This is a genomic window from Streptomyces sp. NBC_00775 (assembly GCF_036347135.1).
In the GTDB taxonomy this organism is placed as follows: domain Bacteria; phylum Actinomycetota; class Actinomycetes; order Streptomycetales; family Streptomycetaceae; genus Streptomyces; species Streptomyces lutosisoli.
On sequence record NZ_CP108938.1, the window covers coordinates 4693816 to 4709858 of the forward strand.

At 73.1% G+C, this 16043-nt stretch carries 17 protein-coding genes; 7 read left to right on the forward strand and 10 right to left on the reverse strand.

The window, feature by feature from the left end:
• Nucleotides 1-24: 24 nt before the first annotated feature.
• The 4 genes from rpsR to rpmG are packed head-to-tail and all read right to left on the reverse strand — an operon-like array spanning nt 25 to nt 1833.
• Nucleotides 25-258: a 30S ribosomal protein S18 gene (gene rpsR, locus OIC96_RS20935; RefSeq protein ID WP_330306383.1), complete on the reverse strand. Its 234-nt coding sequence runs from the start codon at nt 256-258 to the stop codon at nt 25-27.
• Between the two features lie 8 nt (nt 259-266).
• Nucleotides 267-1412, reverse strand: a complete 1146-nt coding sequence (locus OIC96_RS20940; protein ID WP_330306382.1) for a CobW family GTP-binding protein — start codon at nt 1410-1412, stop codon at nt 267-269.
• A 2-nt stretch (nt 1413-1414) separates the two neighbouring features.
• Complete coding sequence (locus tag OIC96_RS20945; RefSeq protein ID WP_330306381.1) at nt 1415-1663, reverse strand: type B 50S ribosomal protein L31; 249 nt, start codon at nt 1661-1663, stop codon at nt 1415-1417.
• A 5-nt stretch (nt 1664-1668) separates the two neighbouring features.
• On the reverse strand, nt 1669-1833 hold the full coding sequence (rpmG, locus tag OIC96_RS20950; RefSeq protein WP_330306380.1) for a 50S ribosomal protein L33: 165 nt from the start codon (nt 1831-1833) through the stop codon (nt 1669-1671).
• Between the two features lie 63 nt (nt 1834-1896).
• Here rpmG and rpmB point away from each other — a divergent pair, with 63 nt between their 5' ends.
• From rpmB to OIC96_RS20970, 4 genes are all read left to right on the forward strand, one after another.
• Entirely contained in the window at nt 1897-2133 is a 237-nt protein-coding gene (gene rpmB / locus OIC96_RS20955) for a 50S ribosomal protein L28 (RefSeq protein WP_330306379.1), read from the forward strand.
• Nucleotides 2133-2438 (forward strand): 30S ribosomal protein S14, encoded by a 306-nt coding sequence (rpsN, locus tag OIC96_RS20960; RefSeq protein WP_330306378.1) that lies wholly within the window; start codon nt 2133-2135, stop codon nt 2436-2438. The genes rpmB and rpsN overlap by 1 nt, the downstream gene beginning before the upstream one ends.
• 73 nt (nt 2439-2511) lie before the next feature.
• A complete protein-coding gene (locus OIC96_RS20965) occupies nt 2512-3009 on the forward strand; it encodes a hypothetical protein (RefSeq protein ID WP_330306377.1) in 498 nt (165 codons plus the stop codon).
• An 88-nt stretch (nt 3010-3097) separates the two neighbouring features.
• Complete coding sequence (locus OIC96_RS20970) at nt 3098-3649, forward strand: DUF4232 domain-containing protein (RefSeq protein WP_330306376.1); 552 nt, start codon at nt 3098-3100, stop codon at nt 3647-3649.
• An 18-nt stretch (nt 3650-3667) separates the two neighbouring features.
• Here the strand turns inward: OIC96_RS20970 and OIC96_RS20975 are convergent, their stop codons facing one another.
• Nucleotides 3668-4861 carry a DUF2786 domain-containing protein gene (locus OIC96_RS20975; protein ID WP_330306375.1) on the reverse strand — a complete coding sequence of 398 codons (1194 nt, stop codon included), beginning with the start codon at nt 4859-4861 and terminating at the stop codon, nt 3668-3670.
• 124 nt (nt 4862-4985) lie between these two features.
• On the opposite strand from OIC96_RS20975, the gene OIC96_RS20980 reads away from it, so the two are divergent.
• The 3 genes from OIC96_RS20980 (at nt 4986) to OIC96_RS20990 (ending at nt 9862) form a co-directional block, all read left to right on the forward strand.
• Nucleotides 4986-5711, forward strand: coding sequence for an ABC transporter ATP-binding protein (locus OIC96_RS20980; RefSeq protein ID WP_330306374.1), 726 nt, complete (start codon nt 4986-4988; stop codon nt 5709-5711).
• An 11-nt stretch (nt 5712-5722) separates the two neighbouring features.
• The gene (locus OIC96_RS20985) at nt 5723-7897 is read left to right on the forward strand and encodes an FtsX-like permease family protein (protein WP_406501888.1); all 2175 of its coding nucleotides are present in this window, start codon (nt 5723-5725) and stop codon (nt 7895-7897) included.
• Between the two features lie 258 nt (nt 7898-8155).
• Nucleotides 8156-9862, forward strand: a complete 1707-nt coding sequence (locus OIC96_RS20990) for a bifunctional 3'-5' exonuclease/DNA polymerase (RefSeq protein ID WP_330306372.1) — start codon at nt 8156-8158, stop codon at nt 9860-9862.
• 71 nt (nt 9863-9933) lie between these two features.
• On the opposite strand, the gene OIC96_RS20995 is transcribed toward OIC96_RS20990, so the two are convergent.
• From OIC96_RS20995 to OIC96_RS21015, 5 genes are all read right to left on the reverse strand, one after another.
• Nucleotides 9934-13023, reverse strand: a complete 3090-nt coding sequence (locus OIC96_RS20995; RefSeq protein ID WP_330306371.1) for an AfsR/SARP family transcriptional regulator — start codon at nt 13021-13023, stop codon at nt 9934-9936.
• A 337-nt stretch (nt 13024-13360) separates the two neighbouring features.
• Entirely contained in the window at nt 13361-14275 is a 915-nt protein-coding gene (locus OIC96_RS21000; RefSeq protein ID WP_330306370.1) for a glycosyltransferase family 2 protein, read from the reverse strand.
• 102 nt (nt 14276-14377) lie between these two features.
• Nucleotides 14378-14848: a DUF3052 domain-containing protein gene (locus tag OIC96_RS21005; protein ID WP_330306369.1), complete on the reverse strand. Its 471-nt coding sequence runs from the start codon at nt 14846-14848 to the stop codon at nt 14378-14380.
• Between the two features lie 29 nt (nt 14849-14877).
• Nucleotides 14878-15174, reverse strand: a complete 297-nt coding sequence (locus OIC96_RS21010) for a hypothetical protein (protein WP_330306368.1) — start codon at nt 15172-15174, stop codon at nt 14878-14880.
• A gap of 133 nt (nt 15175-15307) precedes the next feature.
• Entirely contained in the window at nt 15308-15811 is a 504-nt protein-coding gene (locus OIC96_RS21015; protein ID WP_330462130.1) for a hypothetical protein, read from the reverse strand.
• Nucleotides 15812-16043: the final 232 nt, after the last annotated feature.

Genomic DNA, 16043 nt, shown 5'->3' on the forward strand with positions numbered 1-16043 from the left:
CTACCTATGTGCGCCCGGTCGGGCCTACCGGGACGAGTACGGCAGCAGTGCCATCTCCCGGGCGTTCTTGATCGCGCGGGCCAGCGTCCGCTGCTGCTGTGCCGTCACGCGGGTGACGCGGCGGCTGCGGATCTTGCCGCGGTCGGAGATGAACCTGCGCAGCAGGTCGGTGTCTTTGTAGTCGATGTACGTGATCCCGTCGCGGTCCAGGGGGTTGGGGCGGGACTTGGCGGGCTTGCGGTCCGTTTTGCGGGGCATCGGGCGGTTCACGCCTCCAGGAGGGTGTCGAAGGCGGGCGGTAGCCGTTTCCAGGCGGCGCGTCCGGCGGCGTACTCGGTGTCGGTCAACAGGCAGGACTCCAGGAGGAGTTCGAGTCCGTCGCGGTCGAGGCCGGGGGAGGTGAACACCAGGTGCTGGCAGCAGTCGCCGTGCTCCGGGTGCCAGTCGAGCGCGGCGGCGGCCCGGCGTACCGGCGGGACCATGTCCCACGCCGCGTCCGGCAGCGAGGCGAGCCACGGGCCCGCGTTCTCCACGCACAGCGCTCCCCCGGCGGCGTCCCAGTGCAGCAGCGTGTCGGGCCGGTCGGCGAGCCAGAACCGCCCCCGGCTGCGCGCGGCCGCGCAGGTCAGGTCCTCCAGGGCCGTGTACAGCCGCTCGGGGTGGAAGGGGCGACGGCGGTGCCATACGAGGGTGGCGACACCGTGCGCGTCGGCGTCGGCCGGGAGCAGCGCGCAGGCCGGATGCTGGGCCGCGGCCGCCGCCTCGACGTCGAACCCGGCGAGCGCGGCCTCGGCCAGCGGGGAGCGCGCCAAGCCCCCGTAGTGGAGGGGCACTTGGCGGGCGGTCGGGTGCAACTGCGCCAGCAGTGCCCGGTCCTCGTCGTCGGCCTCCTCCGAGTCGGCCACGGCGAGGACGGGGGCGTACTCCAGCTGGCGGGCGAAGGTGTCGGCCACCGTGCGCCGGTCGGTGGCGGCCGTGGCGAGGCCGCCGTCGGCGAGGTCGTCGCCGTTGCCGAGGTACGGGAGCAGCAGCGCCGGGTCGACGGCCGTGATCACACCGGTGAGCCGCAGGCCGCTCGCCGCCACGACCTCCGCCATGGCCTTGGGCTCCACGGACTCCCACAGCTCGACCACGGCCAGCCGCGCGAGGCCGGCGTCCGCGAGCCGCTCCAGCTCGGGCACCAGGTCCTCGCGCAGGGCGCAGCACGCGCAGTCGTTGACCAGGGGCGCCTCGCCGGTGGAGAGGACGCCGGTGCGGTCACGGATCGTACGGACGACCGTGCCCGCCGCGGCGGTCGCCAGGTCGTGGTGGAGCGCGACGCTGCCCGGGACGGCCGTCAGCAGATGCTGGACGGCCGCCCTGCGGGCATCGGCGTGCAGTCCGCCGACGATCGCGACGGAGAGCTCGGGCACGCTCAGCTCCGCTTTCCGTAACGGCGCTCGAAGCGCTCCACACGCCCGGCCGTGTCCAGGACGCGCGCGTTGCCCGTGTAGAAGGGGTGGCTGACGTTCGAGATCTCGACGTCGACCACCGGATAGGTGGTGCCGTCCTCCCACTCGACCGTCTTCTCACTGGTCATGGTCGAGCGGGTGAGGAAGGCGTGGTTCGCGGCGCGGTCCCGGAAGACGACCGGGCCGTACGCCGGGTGGATTCCCTCGCGCATGGCGGTCAGCGCTCCTCTCGGAAGTCGACGTGGCGGCCCGTGACCGGGTCGTACTTGCGCAGGGTCATCCGGTCCGGGTCGTTCCGGCGGTTCTTCCGGGTGACGTACGTGAAGCCGGTCCCGGCCGTGGACCGGAGCTTGATGACGGGACGGAGTTCGTTGCGTGCCATGGCTGGTATGTTACTGAAAATGAATCCCATTTCCAATACATCGACGAGAGAGGTGCGTCACCCTTGTCCGCGCACTGCATGCTGACCGGCGCCCGGCCGGGCTTCGGCAACCAGATCTCCCACTCCCACCGCCGCACGTCCCGCCGCTTCGACCCGAACATCCAGCACAAGCGCTACTGGCTGCCGGGCGAGGGCCGCTTCGTACGGCTGCGGCTGAGCGCGAAGGGCATCAAGACGGTCGACGCGATCGGGGTCGAGGCGGCCGTGGCGCGGATCCGCGCCCGAGGAGTGAAGGTCTGATGGCGAAGAAGAGCAAGATCGCGAAGAACGAGAAGCGCCAGGAGACCGTCGCGCGGTACGCCGTCCGGCGGGCCGAGCTGAAGGAGATCGTCCGGCGGCCGTCGTCGAGCGATGCCGCACGGCTCGCCGCACAGCAGGAACTGCGCAGGCAGCCGCGTGACGCCAGCGCCACCCGCGTACGCAACCGGGACAGTGTGGACGGCCGTCCGCGCGGTTATCTGCGGACCTTCGGCCTCTCCCGGGTGAATCTGCGTGAGCAAGCGCACGCCGGATTCCTCCCCGGGGTCCGCAAGTCCTCCTGGTAGCTTGCTGCGGTCGCTCCGGCCACTCCGGTGACTCGGGCGACTCCGGCATCATCACCCACCCTTGGGGGCTTCAGTGACTTCGGCGACCTTCCCGCGCAAGCAGGCGCGTATCGCGGTCGCGGCCGCGGGTCTGGCGGCCGCGCTCGCGCTGACCGGTTGCAGCAGCGACGACGGCGGGTCCGGCGACAAGTCCACGAGCCCCAGTGCGAGCGTGTCCGCGACGGAGTCGGCCGCCACGGGCGACACCTCCACCGCCAAGGGCAAGCTGGAGGGCAGCTGGCTGGCCACCACGGACGGCAAGGCCGTGGCACTGGTGATCACCGGCAAGCAGGCCGCGCTCTTCGCCACGGGGGGCTCCGTGTGCAGCGGTACTGCCGGCAAGGAGGCGGGCATGCAGATGATCCACCTGACCTGCACGGACGGGAACAAGGACCGCGCCTCCGGCATGGTCTCCAGCGTCAACTCCACGTCCATGCGGGTGAAGTGGGAAGGCTTCGGGCAGGAGATCTACACGAAGTCCGACGGCGGGACGCTGCCCACGGGGCTGCCGACGGCGAGCCTGGGCTCCTGACCGAGCGTTGGACAGGGGGGCGCGCAACCTGGGGCCGCTCGGGTGCGTGATGATCCATGAGCATCGTCACGACCCTCAGAGGATCCCCATGCGCGCCCTCCCTCTCGCTGCCACCGCCCTCCTCGCCGCCCTCGCCCTGACCGCGTGCGACGACGGCGCCGGTGGTGACACCAAGTCGTCCTCCAAGGCCTCCACCGGAGCCACGGACTCCACGGACTCCGCGGCCTGCGCGATCGACCAGATCGGCTTCCAGGTCGGCCCCGCCAACGCCGCCCCGGCCGCCGGGGACACCGGCAACGTCCCCGTCACGCTCACCAACCGGGGCGCCAAGTGCACCCTGAAGGGCTTTCCCGGCATCGACCTGTACGCAGGCAACGTCTCCGCGACTGTGGGCATGGAGACGTCCGCGACGCCGGAGAAGCTGAGCCTGTCCAAGAACGACACCGCGTCCTTCACCATCACCTACGTACGGGGCGCGGCAGGCGACGCGAAGAGCCTCGACGCGAAGACGGTGAAGATCAGCCTGCCCGGTGCCACCGCCACGCAGAACTTCCCGTGGTCGTACGGCCCGGTCGTGGGGAAGAGCGGAGCGGGCGATCCGAACGCGTCGGTGAGCCCGTTCCAGCACGCGGGCGACTGAGCCCCACGGGCGGTCCCGTCACGGGATCGGGCGCCGGCCCTTGACCTGTGCCCGGTCCGCCGCCGCGGCGCCCTCGTGCCATCCGGCCGCGTCGGTGACCCCGCGCAGCCGGGTGGTCACCGTCTCCGGGAACATACGGTCCATGTGGTCCGCGACCGCCACGTCGCGGGCCGCGAGGACCGGCAGCAACTCCCCCTCCGTGGCCGTCACCTGGCCTTCGGCGGCGGACGCGAGGCGGTCGCCGATCCGGTGCGCGTACGCGGCGAGGAAGGACTGCCGGAAGGTCTTCGTACGCTTCCGGCCGCCCGCCCGCTGGGCGGCCTCCGCCTTCGTCATCGCCGCCGTGGCCTGCACGAGAAGTGAGGTGTAGAGGAGCTCGACCGCCTCCAGATCGGGTTCGAAGCCGACGACGGTCGAGAAGCAGAGAGCGTCGTTCCACACGGCCTTGCAGCGGTTCGCCCCGGCCACCGCGTCCAGGAGCACCGCCTTGGCCGTCTCGTACGGCGGCTCGACACCGATGCGGCAGGCGCCGGGCGCGTCCTTCGCGTGTGTACGCGCCGCCAGCAGCGCCTCGTCGATGCTGTGCCGCGCCATCAGCTCCTGCGCCTTGGCACTCAGCGCCTCCGCCTCCTCCGGAAACCCGGTCGCCTCGGCCTTCGCGAGCAGGGCGCGGATACGGGTGAGCATGCGGGTGTCCTGGGGAGCGGCCGTGGCCGGGCCCGTCCGGGGTATGTCCAGGGGTTCGATGGCGGGGAGGCGCAGGAGCAGGCGGTAGAGCTCCAGGACGGCGGTGGCGTACGAGAAGCGGTCGGTGCGGGGTGCCCGGGGCTCGGCCTCCAGTTCTTCGAGCTGGGCGGCCCAGCGGGGGCCTCGGGGCTGCCGGTGGTCCCCTCTCCCGCTCCGGCTCCGGCTCCGGTTCTCGCTCTCGCTCTCGCTCTCGCTCTCGCTCTCGCTGAGGATCAGTGCTGACACCAGCTGTACGTGTACGTCGTCCAGCTCGCGGCGCACGATCCGTACGACGTCGGCCGGCTGCCAGCCGCGCCGCCAGGCCCCGGCGACGAACTCCTCGCCGCGCCGGGTGAGTTCGGCGTCGGAGGCGGGGTCGGCGGCGAGCAGCGAGGCGCCCGTGTCGAGGGCCGCGTCGGAGTCCGCGTAGAGGGCGGTCTCGAAGGCGCGTTCCACGGTGCCGGTGCTGGACGTACTGCTGCTCATGCCTCGATCGTGCCACGGGGCACCGACATCGCCACGGGGATGGGGGTGGGTATGGCCTGCCCCACCCCCGGGACGCCCTCTGGTGGTCGTGTGCGCGGGCGTCCGGGACGGTTCGCTGGAGGGCATGACCACTACTGCCGTACGTATGCGATCTCTGCGCCGTGATTACGGCGCCGTAGCCGCGCTGGACGGGGTCGATCTCGATCTCGCCGCCGGGAGCTTCACCGCCGTGATGGGGCCGTCGGGGTCGGGGAAGTCGACCCTGTTGCAGTGCGCGGCCGGGCTGGACCGGCCGACTTCCGGGACGGTCGCCGTCGACGGGGTCGAGCTGGCCGGGCTGAGCGCACGCCGGCTGACGCTGCTGCGACGGGAGCGGATCGGTTTCGTGTTCCAGTCCTTCAATCTGCTGCCGTCCCTGACCGCCGCGCAGAACGTCGCCCTGCCGCTGCGGCTGGCCCGGCGGCGGCCCGCGCGCGGGGCCGTGCGCGAGGCGCTGGACCGGGTGGGGCTCGGCGACCGTGCCGGGCACCGGCCGTCGCAGCTGTCGGGCGGGCAGCAGCAGCGGGTCGCTCTCGCGCGGGCGCTGATCACGCGTCCCGCGGTGCTGTTCGGTGACGAGCCGACGGGGGCGCTGGACACCACGACCAGTCGTGAAGTGCTCTCGCTGCTGCGGGAGTTGGTGGACCGGGAGGGGCAGACGACGGTCATGGTCACGCATGACCCGGTGGCGGCCTCGTATGCGGACCGGGTGGTGTTTCTGGTCGACGGGCGGGTGAGCGGGGAGTTGGCGGGACCCTCGGCGGAGGCGGTCGCGGCGCGGATGGCGGGGCTGGAGCGTGTGACGTGCTGAGCCTTTCCTCGTTGCGTACACGCTGGGCGTCCCTTCTCGGCTCCTTCGTCGCCGTCGCGCTCGGGGTCGCGGTGATGACGGCGATGGGGCTCGGCCTCGCCGCCGCGCTCGATCCGCCCGCGCGCCCGCCGGCGCGGTTCGCGTCCTCGCCCGTCGTGGTGATGGGCCGGGACACGCTCACGGTGGAGGTGCGGCGGGGGGCGGGGACCGCGCTCGTATCGAAGCCGCTGGCTCATCCACACCCTGTGGACAGTGAATTGGTCCGCGAGCTGCGGGAGTTGGGCACCGTCCGGATGGACGGCGCGGCCCGGGATGCCGTCGGTGTCGACGCACCCGCCTCGGCCGTACGCCGAGTGGTCGGCGACCGCGGTCGCGTGCTGACCGGCGACGACCGTCACCAGGCCGACCCGTCCGCCGCGCGGGACGCCGAGGCGCTGGTCGGGGTCGACGCCCTGCTGGGCACGGCGGCGGGGGTGACGGCGTTCGTCTCGGTCTTTGTGACGGCGTCGACGTTCGCGTTCGTCGTGGCCTTGCGGCGGCGGGAGTTCGGGCTGTTGCGAATGGCCGGGGCGACGCCCGGGCAGGTGCGGCGGATGGTGCTCGGGGAGGCCGTCGCGGTGGGGTTCGCCGCGTCGGCGGTGGGGTGCGCGCTGGGGGCGCGGGGAGCGCCTCGGCTGGTGCGAGCACTGGTGGACGGCGGGGTGGCGCCGCCTTGGTTCGCGCTGCGGGGATCGGTGGACTGGCCTTGCCAAGTCGCCTTCTGTACCGGGGTGTTGGTGGCCCTCGGGGGTGCGTGGGCGGCGGCGCGGCGGGCCGGGCGGGTCGGGCCCGTGGAGGCGTTGCGGGAGGCGTCCGTCGATACGGGGGTGATGCCGTGGTCGCGGCGCGTCGTCGGGTACGGGCTGCTGGTCTGCGGGCTCGGGCTGCTGGGGTGGCTGCTGGGGACGGACCCTGCCGCGCTGCTGAAGCGGAAGACGTACGCGCCGCAGCCGATGGTGCTCGTCACGGCGGTGGCGGTGCTCGCTCCCGTGCTGGTCCGTCCCGTCGTACGGCTGCTGCCCCTCGGCCGGCTGCCCGGTGCCGTGGGGTTGCTGATCCGTGAGAACGCGGGCGCTTCGCTGCGGCGTACGGCTGCCGTGGCGGCTCCCGTCCTGGTGACGGTCGCGCTGGCCGGGTCGCTGCTGGGGGCGGCGGCGACCATGACGGAGGCGAAGGCCACGGAGGCGCGGGAGCGGACGCGGGCTCAATTCGTTGTCACCGGTGGGGGTGTGAGGGGGGTGCGGGAGGTACGGGTGGCCGGGGCGACGGTTTCCGGGTCCGCGTCCACTGCCGTGTTCGTACGGGAGGAGGGGACCGCTCTGGTGCGGTCGGACGCGCGGGCGGTGAGTGATGTGGCGGCGTTCGCGTCGGTGGCGCGGCTGCCGGTGGTGGCGGGGGACGTACGGGATCTCGATGACCGTTCGATCGTGGTGAACGAGGAGTGGAAGCGGCACGAGGTGGGCTCCTGGGTGCGTGTCTGGCTCGGGGACGGGCGGGCGGCGCGGCTGCGGATCGTGGCGGTGCTGGCGCGGGGGACGGGTGACAACGGCGCGTACGTGACCTCGGCGAACGCGGCCGGGGCCGTGGTCGACCGGCTCGATGTGCGCGTGGGGCGGGGGGTGGACCGGGCGGCCGTGGTGGCGGCGCTGCGGTCCTCCGGGGGGACGGTGCGGTCCACGTCGGCGTGGCTGGCCGCGACGCACCCGCGCACCGGGCCGCAGACACGGCTGGGGCTGCTGGTGGTTCTGGGCATCGCCCTTGTCTACGCGGGGATTTCGCTCGCGGCGACGCTGCTGATGGCCGGCTCGGTGCGGGGGGAGGAGTTGCGGTCGCTGCGGTTGGCGGGGGCTACGGGGGGACAGGTGGTGCGGGTGGTCGTGGGTGAGGCTGTGGTGGGGGTCTGGGTGGGGGCGGTCCTCGGGGGTGCGGTGGCGGGGGTGAACCTCTTGGGGGTGGCGGCGGCGTTGGGGCGGTTGTCGGCGCCGGTGGGGGTTGTGGTGCCGTGGGGGCTGGTTGGGGGGTGCGTGGGGGCGTGTCTGGTGGTTGCCTGCTGTGCGTCGGCGGCGGCGGTGGCGTTGTGGGTCGGGGCCGTGCCGGTACGTCCAGCCCGTCGCCGGTGGGCATTACTGCTTGCTGCCACAGCATGAACTTGGCCATAACCCCGTATGCGACGGGCTGGACGTACCGACACGGCCCCTTCTGTGCGTCGCCGGGTGCGGGTGCGCCGTCGTCCCGGGTGCTTTTAATGCTTTTAAGGGGCGCGGGGAACTGCGCGACCAGCCCCCACCGGTCCGCAGTCAAAACACAACCGAACGGGGTCGAAGGGGCAGAGCCCCTGAGGATGGGACGGGTAGGGGCGGCGGGGGCGAAAGCCATTGTCAGACCCTGGTGCGAGACTCGGAAGCATGACCGGGCGGTGGGCTCTCGCGGCGGCCGAGGACGGTGGTGCGGAGGTCGCCGTCCTCGGTGCCGGCGGACTGCCCGCGGGGCCGGTGCGCAGGGAGCCGGATCTCGCGGAGGCCGTGCGGTCGCGGCCGGAGGTGAGCCGGTGGGTCTGGCGGTCCACGGCCGACGTGTATCCGCGGCTGCTCGCAGCGGGGGTGCGAGTCGAGCGGTGTTACGACATGGAGGCCGCCGAGACCCTGCTGCTCGGGCACGAGGGGCGGCTCGGCGAGCCCCGGTCGGCGGCCGCCGCGCTGGCGAGGCTGCGCGGCGGCCCCGTACCGGCTGATCCGCCGCAGCGTTCCGCCGAGCCCGGTTCGCAGTCCTCGCTTTTTGAGCCGCGTCCGGTCCACCTGCCCTTGGGCGATCTCCTGGAGGTGTACGCCGACCAGCAGCGCCGGCATGACGCCACCGCGCATCCGGAGCGGATGCGGCTGCTGACGGCCGCCGAGTCGGCGGGGATGCTGGTGGCCGCCGAGATGAACGAGGCAGGGCTGCCGTGGAGCGCGGACGTGCACCGGGACGTGCTGCACGAGCTGCTCGGGGAGCGGTACGCGGGCGGGGGCGAGCCCCGGCGTCTCGCCGAGCTGGCGGATGAGGTGTCGGCCGCTTTCGGGAGACGGGTCAGACCCGATCTGCCCGCCGATGTCGTCAAGGCCTTCGCGCAGGCCGGGATCAGGGTCAAGTCCACCCGGCGGTGGGAGATCGAGTCGATCGACCATCCTGCCGTGAAGCCGCTCGTCGAGTACAAGAAGCTGTACCGGATCTGGGTCGCTCATGGCTGGTCCTGGCTTCAGGACTGGGTGCGCGACGGGCGGTTCAGGCCTGAGTACCTGGCTGGTGGGACGGTCACGGGGCGGTGGGTGACCAACGGCGGGGGCGCCCTCCAGATCCCCAAGGTGATCCGGCGTGCCGTCGTCGCCGATCCCGGGTGGCGGCTCGTCGTGGCCGACGCCGATCAGATGGAGCCCCGGGTCCTGGCGGCCATCTCCCGCGATCCCGGGCTGATGGAGGTCGCGGGGCGTGCGACCGACCTGTACCAGTCGGTCTCCGACCGGGCGTTCGCCGGTGACCGGGCACAGGCCAAGATCGCGGTGCTGGGAGCGGTGTACGGGCAGACGTCCGGTGACGGGCTGAAGAACCTGGCCCTGCTGCGCCGGCGCTTTCCCAAGGCCGTGGCGTACGTCGACGACGCCGCGCGCGCGGGCGAGGAAGGACGGCTCGTGCGGACCTGGCTGGGGCGGACCTGTCCTCCGGCGGTGGGGGTGGCGGGGGCGGACAGCGGGGAGGAGGCGGGTCTCCCCCAGGAACGCCCCGAGGGCGACGCCGCCGAGACCGGCGCCGATCAAGGGTGGGTTCCCGGCTACGCCTCCTCCAACTCCCGTGCCCGCGGCCGGTTCGCGCGCAACTTCGTCGTGCAGGGCAGCGCCGCCGACTGGATGCTGCTGGTGCTCGCCGCGCTCCGGCGCACCTGCACGGACCTCACCGCCGAGCTGGTCTTCTTCCAGCACGACGAGGTGATCGTGCACTGTCCGGTGGAGGAGGCGGACGCCGTGGTGACCGCGATCCGCGAGGCCGCCGACCTCGCGGGGCGCCTCACCTTCGGGGAGACACCCGTCCGGTTTCCGTTCACGACGGCTGTGGTGGAGTGCTACGCCGACGCCAAGTGAGCAGCCGGTCCGGGCCGGGCCGCTGTGGCAACTGCCGCAACTGCCATACCTTTCCCCGCTGTTCCTCGTACCTACTCCGCCAAGAGCTTCCGCAGCTCCCCCACCACCGGGCTGTCCGTCTCCTCCAGCGCCTCCAGCGCCGACTTCCACTGCTCGTACGCCGCTTCGGTATCACCGCGCAGGCGCAGGAGCAGCCCCCGCTGGTGGCGGGCCAGTCCTCCGGTGTACCGGTCGGCCCGGCGGTCGGCGCGGCACAGCAGCAGGTCGCACTCGCTGCTCGCCCGTTCCCAGTGCCCCACCCCGCGCAGGGCGCGCACCAGCCCGAGCCGGGTCTGCGACTCGCCGTGCCAGTCGCCGTGGCCGCCGAGGATGCGCAGGCTCTCCTCGAAGTGCGGTACGGCGGCGGCCGGTTCGCCGAGGGTGAGGTGGGCGTAGCCGATGTTGCAGTGTGCGGAGTGCCGGAGGATGACGTCCCCCATCGCGTCGCCGATCGCCAGGCTGCGCTTGTGGTGGTCGATGGCGGCCCGGGGGTCGGTGTGCTCGTACAGGTTGCCGAGGTGGCTGTAGGTGATGGCCTCCATGTGCGGGTCGCCCAGCTCGCGGGAGAATTCGAGGCTTTGGAGCAGGGCCTCGCTGGACTCGGCGTAGCGGCCGAGCCCTTCGAGGAGCATGCCGCGGTTGTTCAGGCCCCGTCGCACCCAGGACAGGACGCCGAGGCGGCGCCAGATCGCCAGTGCCTCGTCGTTCAGGGCGAGGGCCTCGCCCGCGCGGCCCGTCATGAAGTGCAGCCCCGCGAGGTCTCCGAGCGCGTATGCCTCGGCGGCCTCGTCGCCGAGCCCGCGCGCCGCTGCGAGCGCGGCCCGCTGGAGGATCTCCACCTCGGCGACGCGGCCACTGCGTTGGACGTACGGGTTGAGCAGGCGCACCAGGACGGGGACGTACGGGGAGGTCTCCGCGTAGCGCTCCACCAGCGCCACCACGTTCTCCAGCTCCAGGTCGCCCCAGGCGAAGGCCTCCTGCGAGGTGCAGAACGGTGGCGTCGCCGCGACGTCCACCGTGTGCGGGGGCGGTTGGGAGGCGGTCGGGCGGCTGCGGTCCTCGCGGTCGAGCCCGGGTTCGAGGATGGCTTCGAGGGAGCGGGCGGCGACACCGGCGTACCAGCGCAGGGCGAGCTCGGCGACGGCCGCGTCGTGGGCGCCGGGGTCAGGCGTTCCCGGGCCGGCGAACCCGTCGACCGTCGTCGCGGCGCTCTCCGGCTCCCCCATTGCCTCCGTCGCCCCCGTCGCCCCCGCGATCTCCCGGGCGAAGTCCCGCACCAGGTCGTGGGGTGCGTAGCGGCCGTACGCCGTCTCCTCCAGGAGGGCGACGTCGACGAGGCGGTCGAGGGCGGCCTCGGCGCGGCGCGGGTCGATGCCGGAGAGGCGGGCGAGGAGGGGCGCCCCGTACGCGGGGAGGTCGAGGGCGCCGATACGGCACAGGGCGAGCGCTGCGTCCCGGTCGGCCTCGCGCTCCGAGGCGCGCAGCGCGTCGTGCGCGACGGCCAGGGACCGGCGGACGCTCAGGTCGTCGTATTCCAGGTGGTGCAACCGGCCTTCTGTGGCGGCCAGTTGACCGGCGAGCACGTCCGGTGTGAGCGCGCGGCGGGCGGCGAGGCGGGCCGCGACGACGCGGAGGGCGAGCGGGAGTCCGCCGGTGAGTTCGACGAGGGCGTGGCCGCCGTCGAGGCCGTCCCGGCGGCCGGAGACCGCGCGGAGCAGTGTCGCGCTGTCCTCGTCCGACAGCGGCGCGAGCGGGAAGCGGTGTGCGCCGTCCAGCGCGGTGAGCGGGGACCGGCTCGTCACGATCACCGCGCAGCCCGCGCCCGCCGGCAGCAGCGGCCGCACCTGCGCGGCGTGTACGGCGTCGTCGAGCACCATCAGGGTGCGGGTGGGCGCGAGCATCGAGCGGAGCAACGCGGCCTTCGCGTCCGGGTGTTCGGGGATCCGGCGCGGCTCGGCGCCGAGGTCGCGGAGCAGCGCGGCGAGCGCCTGGCCGGAGGTGAGCGGGGTCATACCGGGCGTGGCGCCGTGCAGGTTGACGTACAACTGGCCGTCGGGGAAACGGTCCCGCAGCCCGTGTGCCGCATGCAGTGCGAGCGCGCTCTTGCCGACGCCGGCCATGCCGCTGAGCACGGCGACACAGGGCATCCCCTCGGCCGCGCCCGCGGCGCCGGGTCCGGTGGTCCGGCGCTCCGGGTCGAGGGCCAGCCGCAGTTCCTCGCGGATGTCGGCGCGGCCGGTGAAGTACGCGGGGGGCGGCGGGAGCTGGGCGGGGCGCGGCGGGCCGCCCGCATCCGCCGGGACGGCCGTGGTCTGCGGCTCGCTCCGTCCTGAGTCGGTGGCCTCCGGTGCCCCCTCGGGACCGCGATGCTCCCGGAGGATCTCCAGATGGGCCTCGCGCACCGCGGGCCCCGGTTCGACGCCGAGCTCCTCCACCAGGCGGGCCCGCAGGTCGCGGTGGACGGCGAGGGCTTCGGCCTGCCGCCCGGTGCGGTGCAGCACGAGCATCAGGAGCCGGTGGAAGGCCTCGCGGAGCGGGTGTTCGGCGGTGAGCGCGGCCAGCTCGGGGGCCAGCCGGTCGAGTCGGGCAGCCGTGGGAGCGAGCCGCAGCTCGGCTTCGTACCGCCATTCCAGGACCAGCAGCCGGGCCTCCTCCAGGCGCTGGACGAAGGCGTGTCCGCCGGTCTCGGGCGGCAGGCCGCTGAGCGGGGTGCCGCGCCACAGCGCGAGCGCCGCCGTGGACTCGCGCAGCGCCCGTTCCCAGTCCCGCCCGGCGTGTGCGGCGCGCGCGGCCGTGGCGTGGTCCTCGAAGACGCGGACGTCCAACTCGCCCTCGCCGACCCGCAGGACGTATCCCGGCGGGACGGCGCGCAGCCGCTCCGGATCGTCGAGGAGGCGCCGCAGCCGCGTCACATGGTTCTGCAGGGAGGCCTGTGCGGACGCCGGTGGTGCCCCGCCCCACAGCGCGTCCTTGAGTACGTCGACCGAGACGACCCGGCCCGGTTCCAGGAGCAGCGCCGCCAACAGGGCGCGCATCTTCCCGCTGCCGATCGGCCGGAACTCGCCGTCGGCGCCGTACAGGACCGGCGGCCCCAGCAGCCCGAACCGCAGCCCGTCCCGCATCACGCCGCCCCACTGCCTTCCCGCGCGGCCGCTCAGGCCACGCCCCGGCGACTTCGCGCCTTCTTACGGCGACATCCCGCCGACCGACTCACGGCCCCCGATGGATCCGTTGGCCACATGTTAGCGATCCGTTGGCGTGGCCTGATGTGATCACTTCATCGGATCTGGCCCGACGGTGCGCGCGTACAACGCGTAACTCGGGGGAGTGTCGCCGCCGCGGCCGGATCCGGGGACGCGAGAGGCCCCGGTCGTCGGAGGTGAGCGACCGGGGCCTCCGTCTGTCTTCCAGACGCCGCGGGCCTGAGCGAGACCGCTCGGGTGACGGGTCTCGCGGGCCTCAGATGACGGGCGGCCGGCCGAGCCGGGTGAGCCGCCACACCGTCCGCCAGCGCATCGGCCGCCGTTCCCCGCCGGACTGCCGCAGCCCCTCCGCGAACCCGCCGAACCAGGCCTTCAGCCCGCCGGCGGACCGGGTCCGTGCCAGCGTGAGCAGCATCCAGATCCCCAGGTGCACGGGGATCAGCGGGAGCGGCAGCCGGCGGCGGGTGAGCCAGACCCGGTTGCGGGCGGTCACCCGGTAGTAGATGGCGTGCCGGGCGGGCGAGGTCTTCGGGTGCTGGAGCAGCAGCCCGGGCTCGTACAGCACGGTCCACCCGGCGTCGATGGCACGCCAGGCCATGTCGGTCTCCTCGTGCGCGAAGAAGAACTCGGCGGGCCAGTCGCCGATCTCCGCGAGCATGGGCAGGGAGAGGGCGTGCCCGCCGCCGAGGAATCCGGTGACCGGGCCGCCGCGCATCGGGTCCTTGGCCCCGACCCGCGGCACGTGCCGGCGCTGGGTCTCCCCGTTCTCGTCGGCGATGCGGAAGCCGACGATGCCGAGCCGCGGATCGGCCGCGTACAGGTCCCGTACCTTGCGCAGCACATCCGCGTCGACGAGCAGCCCGTCGTCGTCGAGCTCGACGACGACATCGACGTCCCCGAACTCACTCAGGCGCTGGAGTCCTACATTGCGGCCGCCGGGGCACCCGAGGTTCTCGTCGACCTCGATGGTGGTCACTTCCCCGGGCAGTCCGAGACGCTCGGCGAACTCGGGCAGCGGGCAGCCGTTGCCCACGATCACGATCCGCGCGGGGGCGACGTCCTGCTTGGCCACGGAGGCGAGCAGCGCGTCGACCTCGGTGGGCCGGTTCCCCATGGTCACCACGGCAACGGCGATCCGCGGCCCCTCCTCCGCCTGTGACACGACACCCACCCCATCCCGGCCGACAACTGTGCCGCGATGCTAGCCGTTCACCGGAATTCCCCCTCACGTACGCCCCGGTGTACGTCCGGATGCACGTACGGACGTAGTCACTCAAACCGCCCGGTTCTCCCCGCGCCGGTTCTCCCTGCGCCGTACGAACTTCAGCCCCGACCAGTCGTCGCCCAGCGCGGCCACCTTCACATCGACGACTCCGAGCGGCAGGAAGATCTCCCGCAGATCGTTCTCGGTGATGTCGCTCCGGTGCCCGGCCGCGCGCCGGGGCCGGGCGATCCAGAGCATCGCGTCGTCGGACAGGTCCTGGACCAGCCCGGATGCCTCCGCGGCCAGGTCCACGAGGGCCCGGAAGAAGGCGACGGTCACGGCCGCCCCCTTCGGGCCTCCGGCGGAGACGTCGCAGCCCTCGGGCAGCCCGGGAATGGCCCAGTCCTCCGGCGCGTGCGTCAGCCGCACCCGCTGTCCTGCCTTGACGCCGATCTTCTTGGCGAGCGGGGTACCGGAGTACCCGCCACCGCCCGCCGGACCCGTCGTACCCGCCGTACCTTCAGCGCCGGAGACACCCATGCGTGCAGCATGGCACCGCGGTGCGCCGCTCAGGCCGCGTACGCGCCCCTGATCTCGAACTGCTCGGCCGACGGCGGACCGGCCAGCCAGTCCTTCAGGCCCGCCTGGAACTCGCGGAACTCCGCGATCGCGGGCAGCGGGTTCTCGACGCCGTCCGCGAGCTCCAGCTGCGCGACGTACGTGACTCCGTCGGGCAGCCGGTACGAGGCGTAGCGCACGCCCGCGGGCCGCTCGCGCTCGATGGCGGTGAACATCTTCTTCAGGGCCTCTTCGAGCTCGCCGACGAACTCGGGCTTCGCGGTGGAACGCACCATCAGAACGGTCATGTCGTCATCTCCCTGTATCCCTCTCACCGGGCCACGTCGTCGCGGCGCCGTTGTCCCCCTGACGCGCGGGAGGGCGGATGTGTGACAGGGGGCCCATTCCGTATCGCGCAGTCGCGTATCGCGGTGTGCGGGATCAGTGAGCGACCGGGGGTGCGATGCAGGCCGTTTCCGGATAGGGGCCGGTGACCTCGGTCCACACGCTGTCCGCACTCACCGTGCCGGAGACACAGGCCGTCTTGCCGACCCAGATGCCGTACGCGGTGCCCGGCACCTTCTCCGCGTGGTCCACGTTCCACTTCGACCACGGGTCCTGGACCCGCATGTCCGAGGCGCGGAACCCGAGGGAGAGCAGCACGGGCCGCACGTCCTTGGGGCTGATGCGCCCCTGCCGGCGCAGCTTCTCCAGTGCCGGCCCGACCTTCTTCGCCTTCTCCTTGGCGGCCGCCTCGTCCGCCGGGCTCATGTCCCCGGGGCGGCGGCCGATGTTGTTCTCGGCGTTGTGCGGCGCGCTGTCACCCCGGTCCGGCTCGGCCTGCGGGCTCGCGGGCGGCGAGGAGGAGCCGGCGGCCGGGGTGCGGGACGGCTGCGCGCCGGGCGTCTGGGTTCCGCACGCGGCGAGCGACACGGCGGCGGTCACGGCCAAGAGGGCGGCACGGATGGCGCTCTGACGGCTCCTACGGCTCTCACGGCTCGCATGGGAAGGCATGACGCCAGGTTGGCAGAGGGGGCGGCCCGGCCACGTGAGTACGGACACTCATATCCGCCGGAAAGAGCGTGCGAAGAGCCCGCGAGGAGCGGCCAACAGCCTTACTCCACTGGGGATTTGTAGGGGATCGCCAGAAGAGGGCCCGCTGTCACCATGCTCCCGC

Bases quoted from the DNA above. Each gene is read 5' to 3' on its own strand.
- OIC96_RS20990 (WP_330306372.1), top strand. From the start codon at position 8,156: ATGACCGGGCGGTGGGCTCTCGCGGCGGCCGAGGACGGTGGTGCGGAG.
- OIC96_RS21005 (WP_330306369.1), bottom strand. From the start codon at position 14,848: ATGGGTGTCTCCGGCGCTGAAGGTACGGCGGGTACGACGGGTCCGGCG.
- OIC96_RS20970 (WP_330306376.1), top strand. From the start codon at position 3,098: ATGCGCGCCCTCCCTCTCGCTGCCACCGCCCTCCTCGCCGCCCTCGCC.
- rpsN (WP_330306378.1), top strand. From the start codon at position 2,133: ATGGCGAAGAAGAGCAAGATCGCGAAGAACGAGAAGCGCCAGGAGACC.
- OIC96_RS20945 (WP_330306381.1), bottom strand. From the start codon at position 1,663: ATGCGCGAGGGAATCCACCCGGCGTACGGCCCGGTCGTCTTCCGGGAC.
- rpmG (WP_330306380.1), bottom strand. From the start codon at position 1,833: ATGGCACGCAACGAACTCCGTCCCGTCATCAAGCTCCGGTCCACGGCC.
- OIC96_RS20980 (WP_330306374.1), top strand. From the start codon at position 4,986: ATGACCACTACTGCCGTACGTATGCGATCTCTGCGCCGTGATTACGGC.
- OIC96_RS21010 (WP_330306368.1), bottom strand. From the start codon at position 15,174: ATGACCGTTCTGATGGTGCGTTCCACCGCGAAGCCCGAGTTCGTCGGC.
- OIC96_RS20975 (WP_330306375.1), bottom strand. From the start codon at position 4,861: ATGAGCAGCAGTACGTCCAGCACCGGCACCGTGGAACGCGCCTTCGAG.
- OIC96_RS20995 (WP_330306371.1), bottom strand. From the start codon at position 13,023: ATGCGGGACGGGCTGCGGTTCGGGCTGCTGGGGCCGCCGGTCCTGTAC.
- rpsR (WP_330306383.1), bottom strand. From the start codon at position 258: ATGCCCCGCAAAACGGACCGCAAGCCCGCCAAGTCCCGCCCCAACCCC.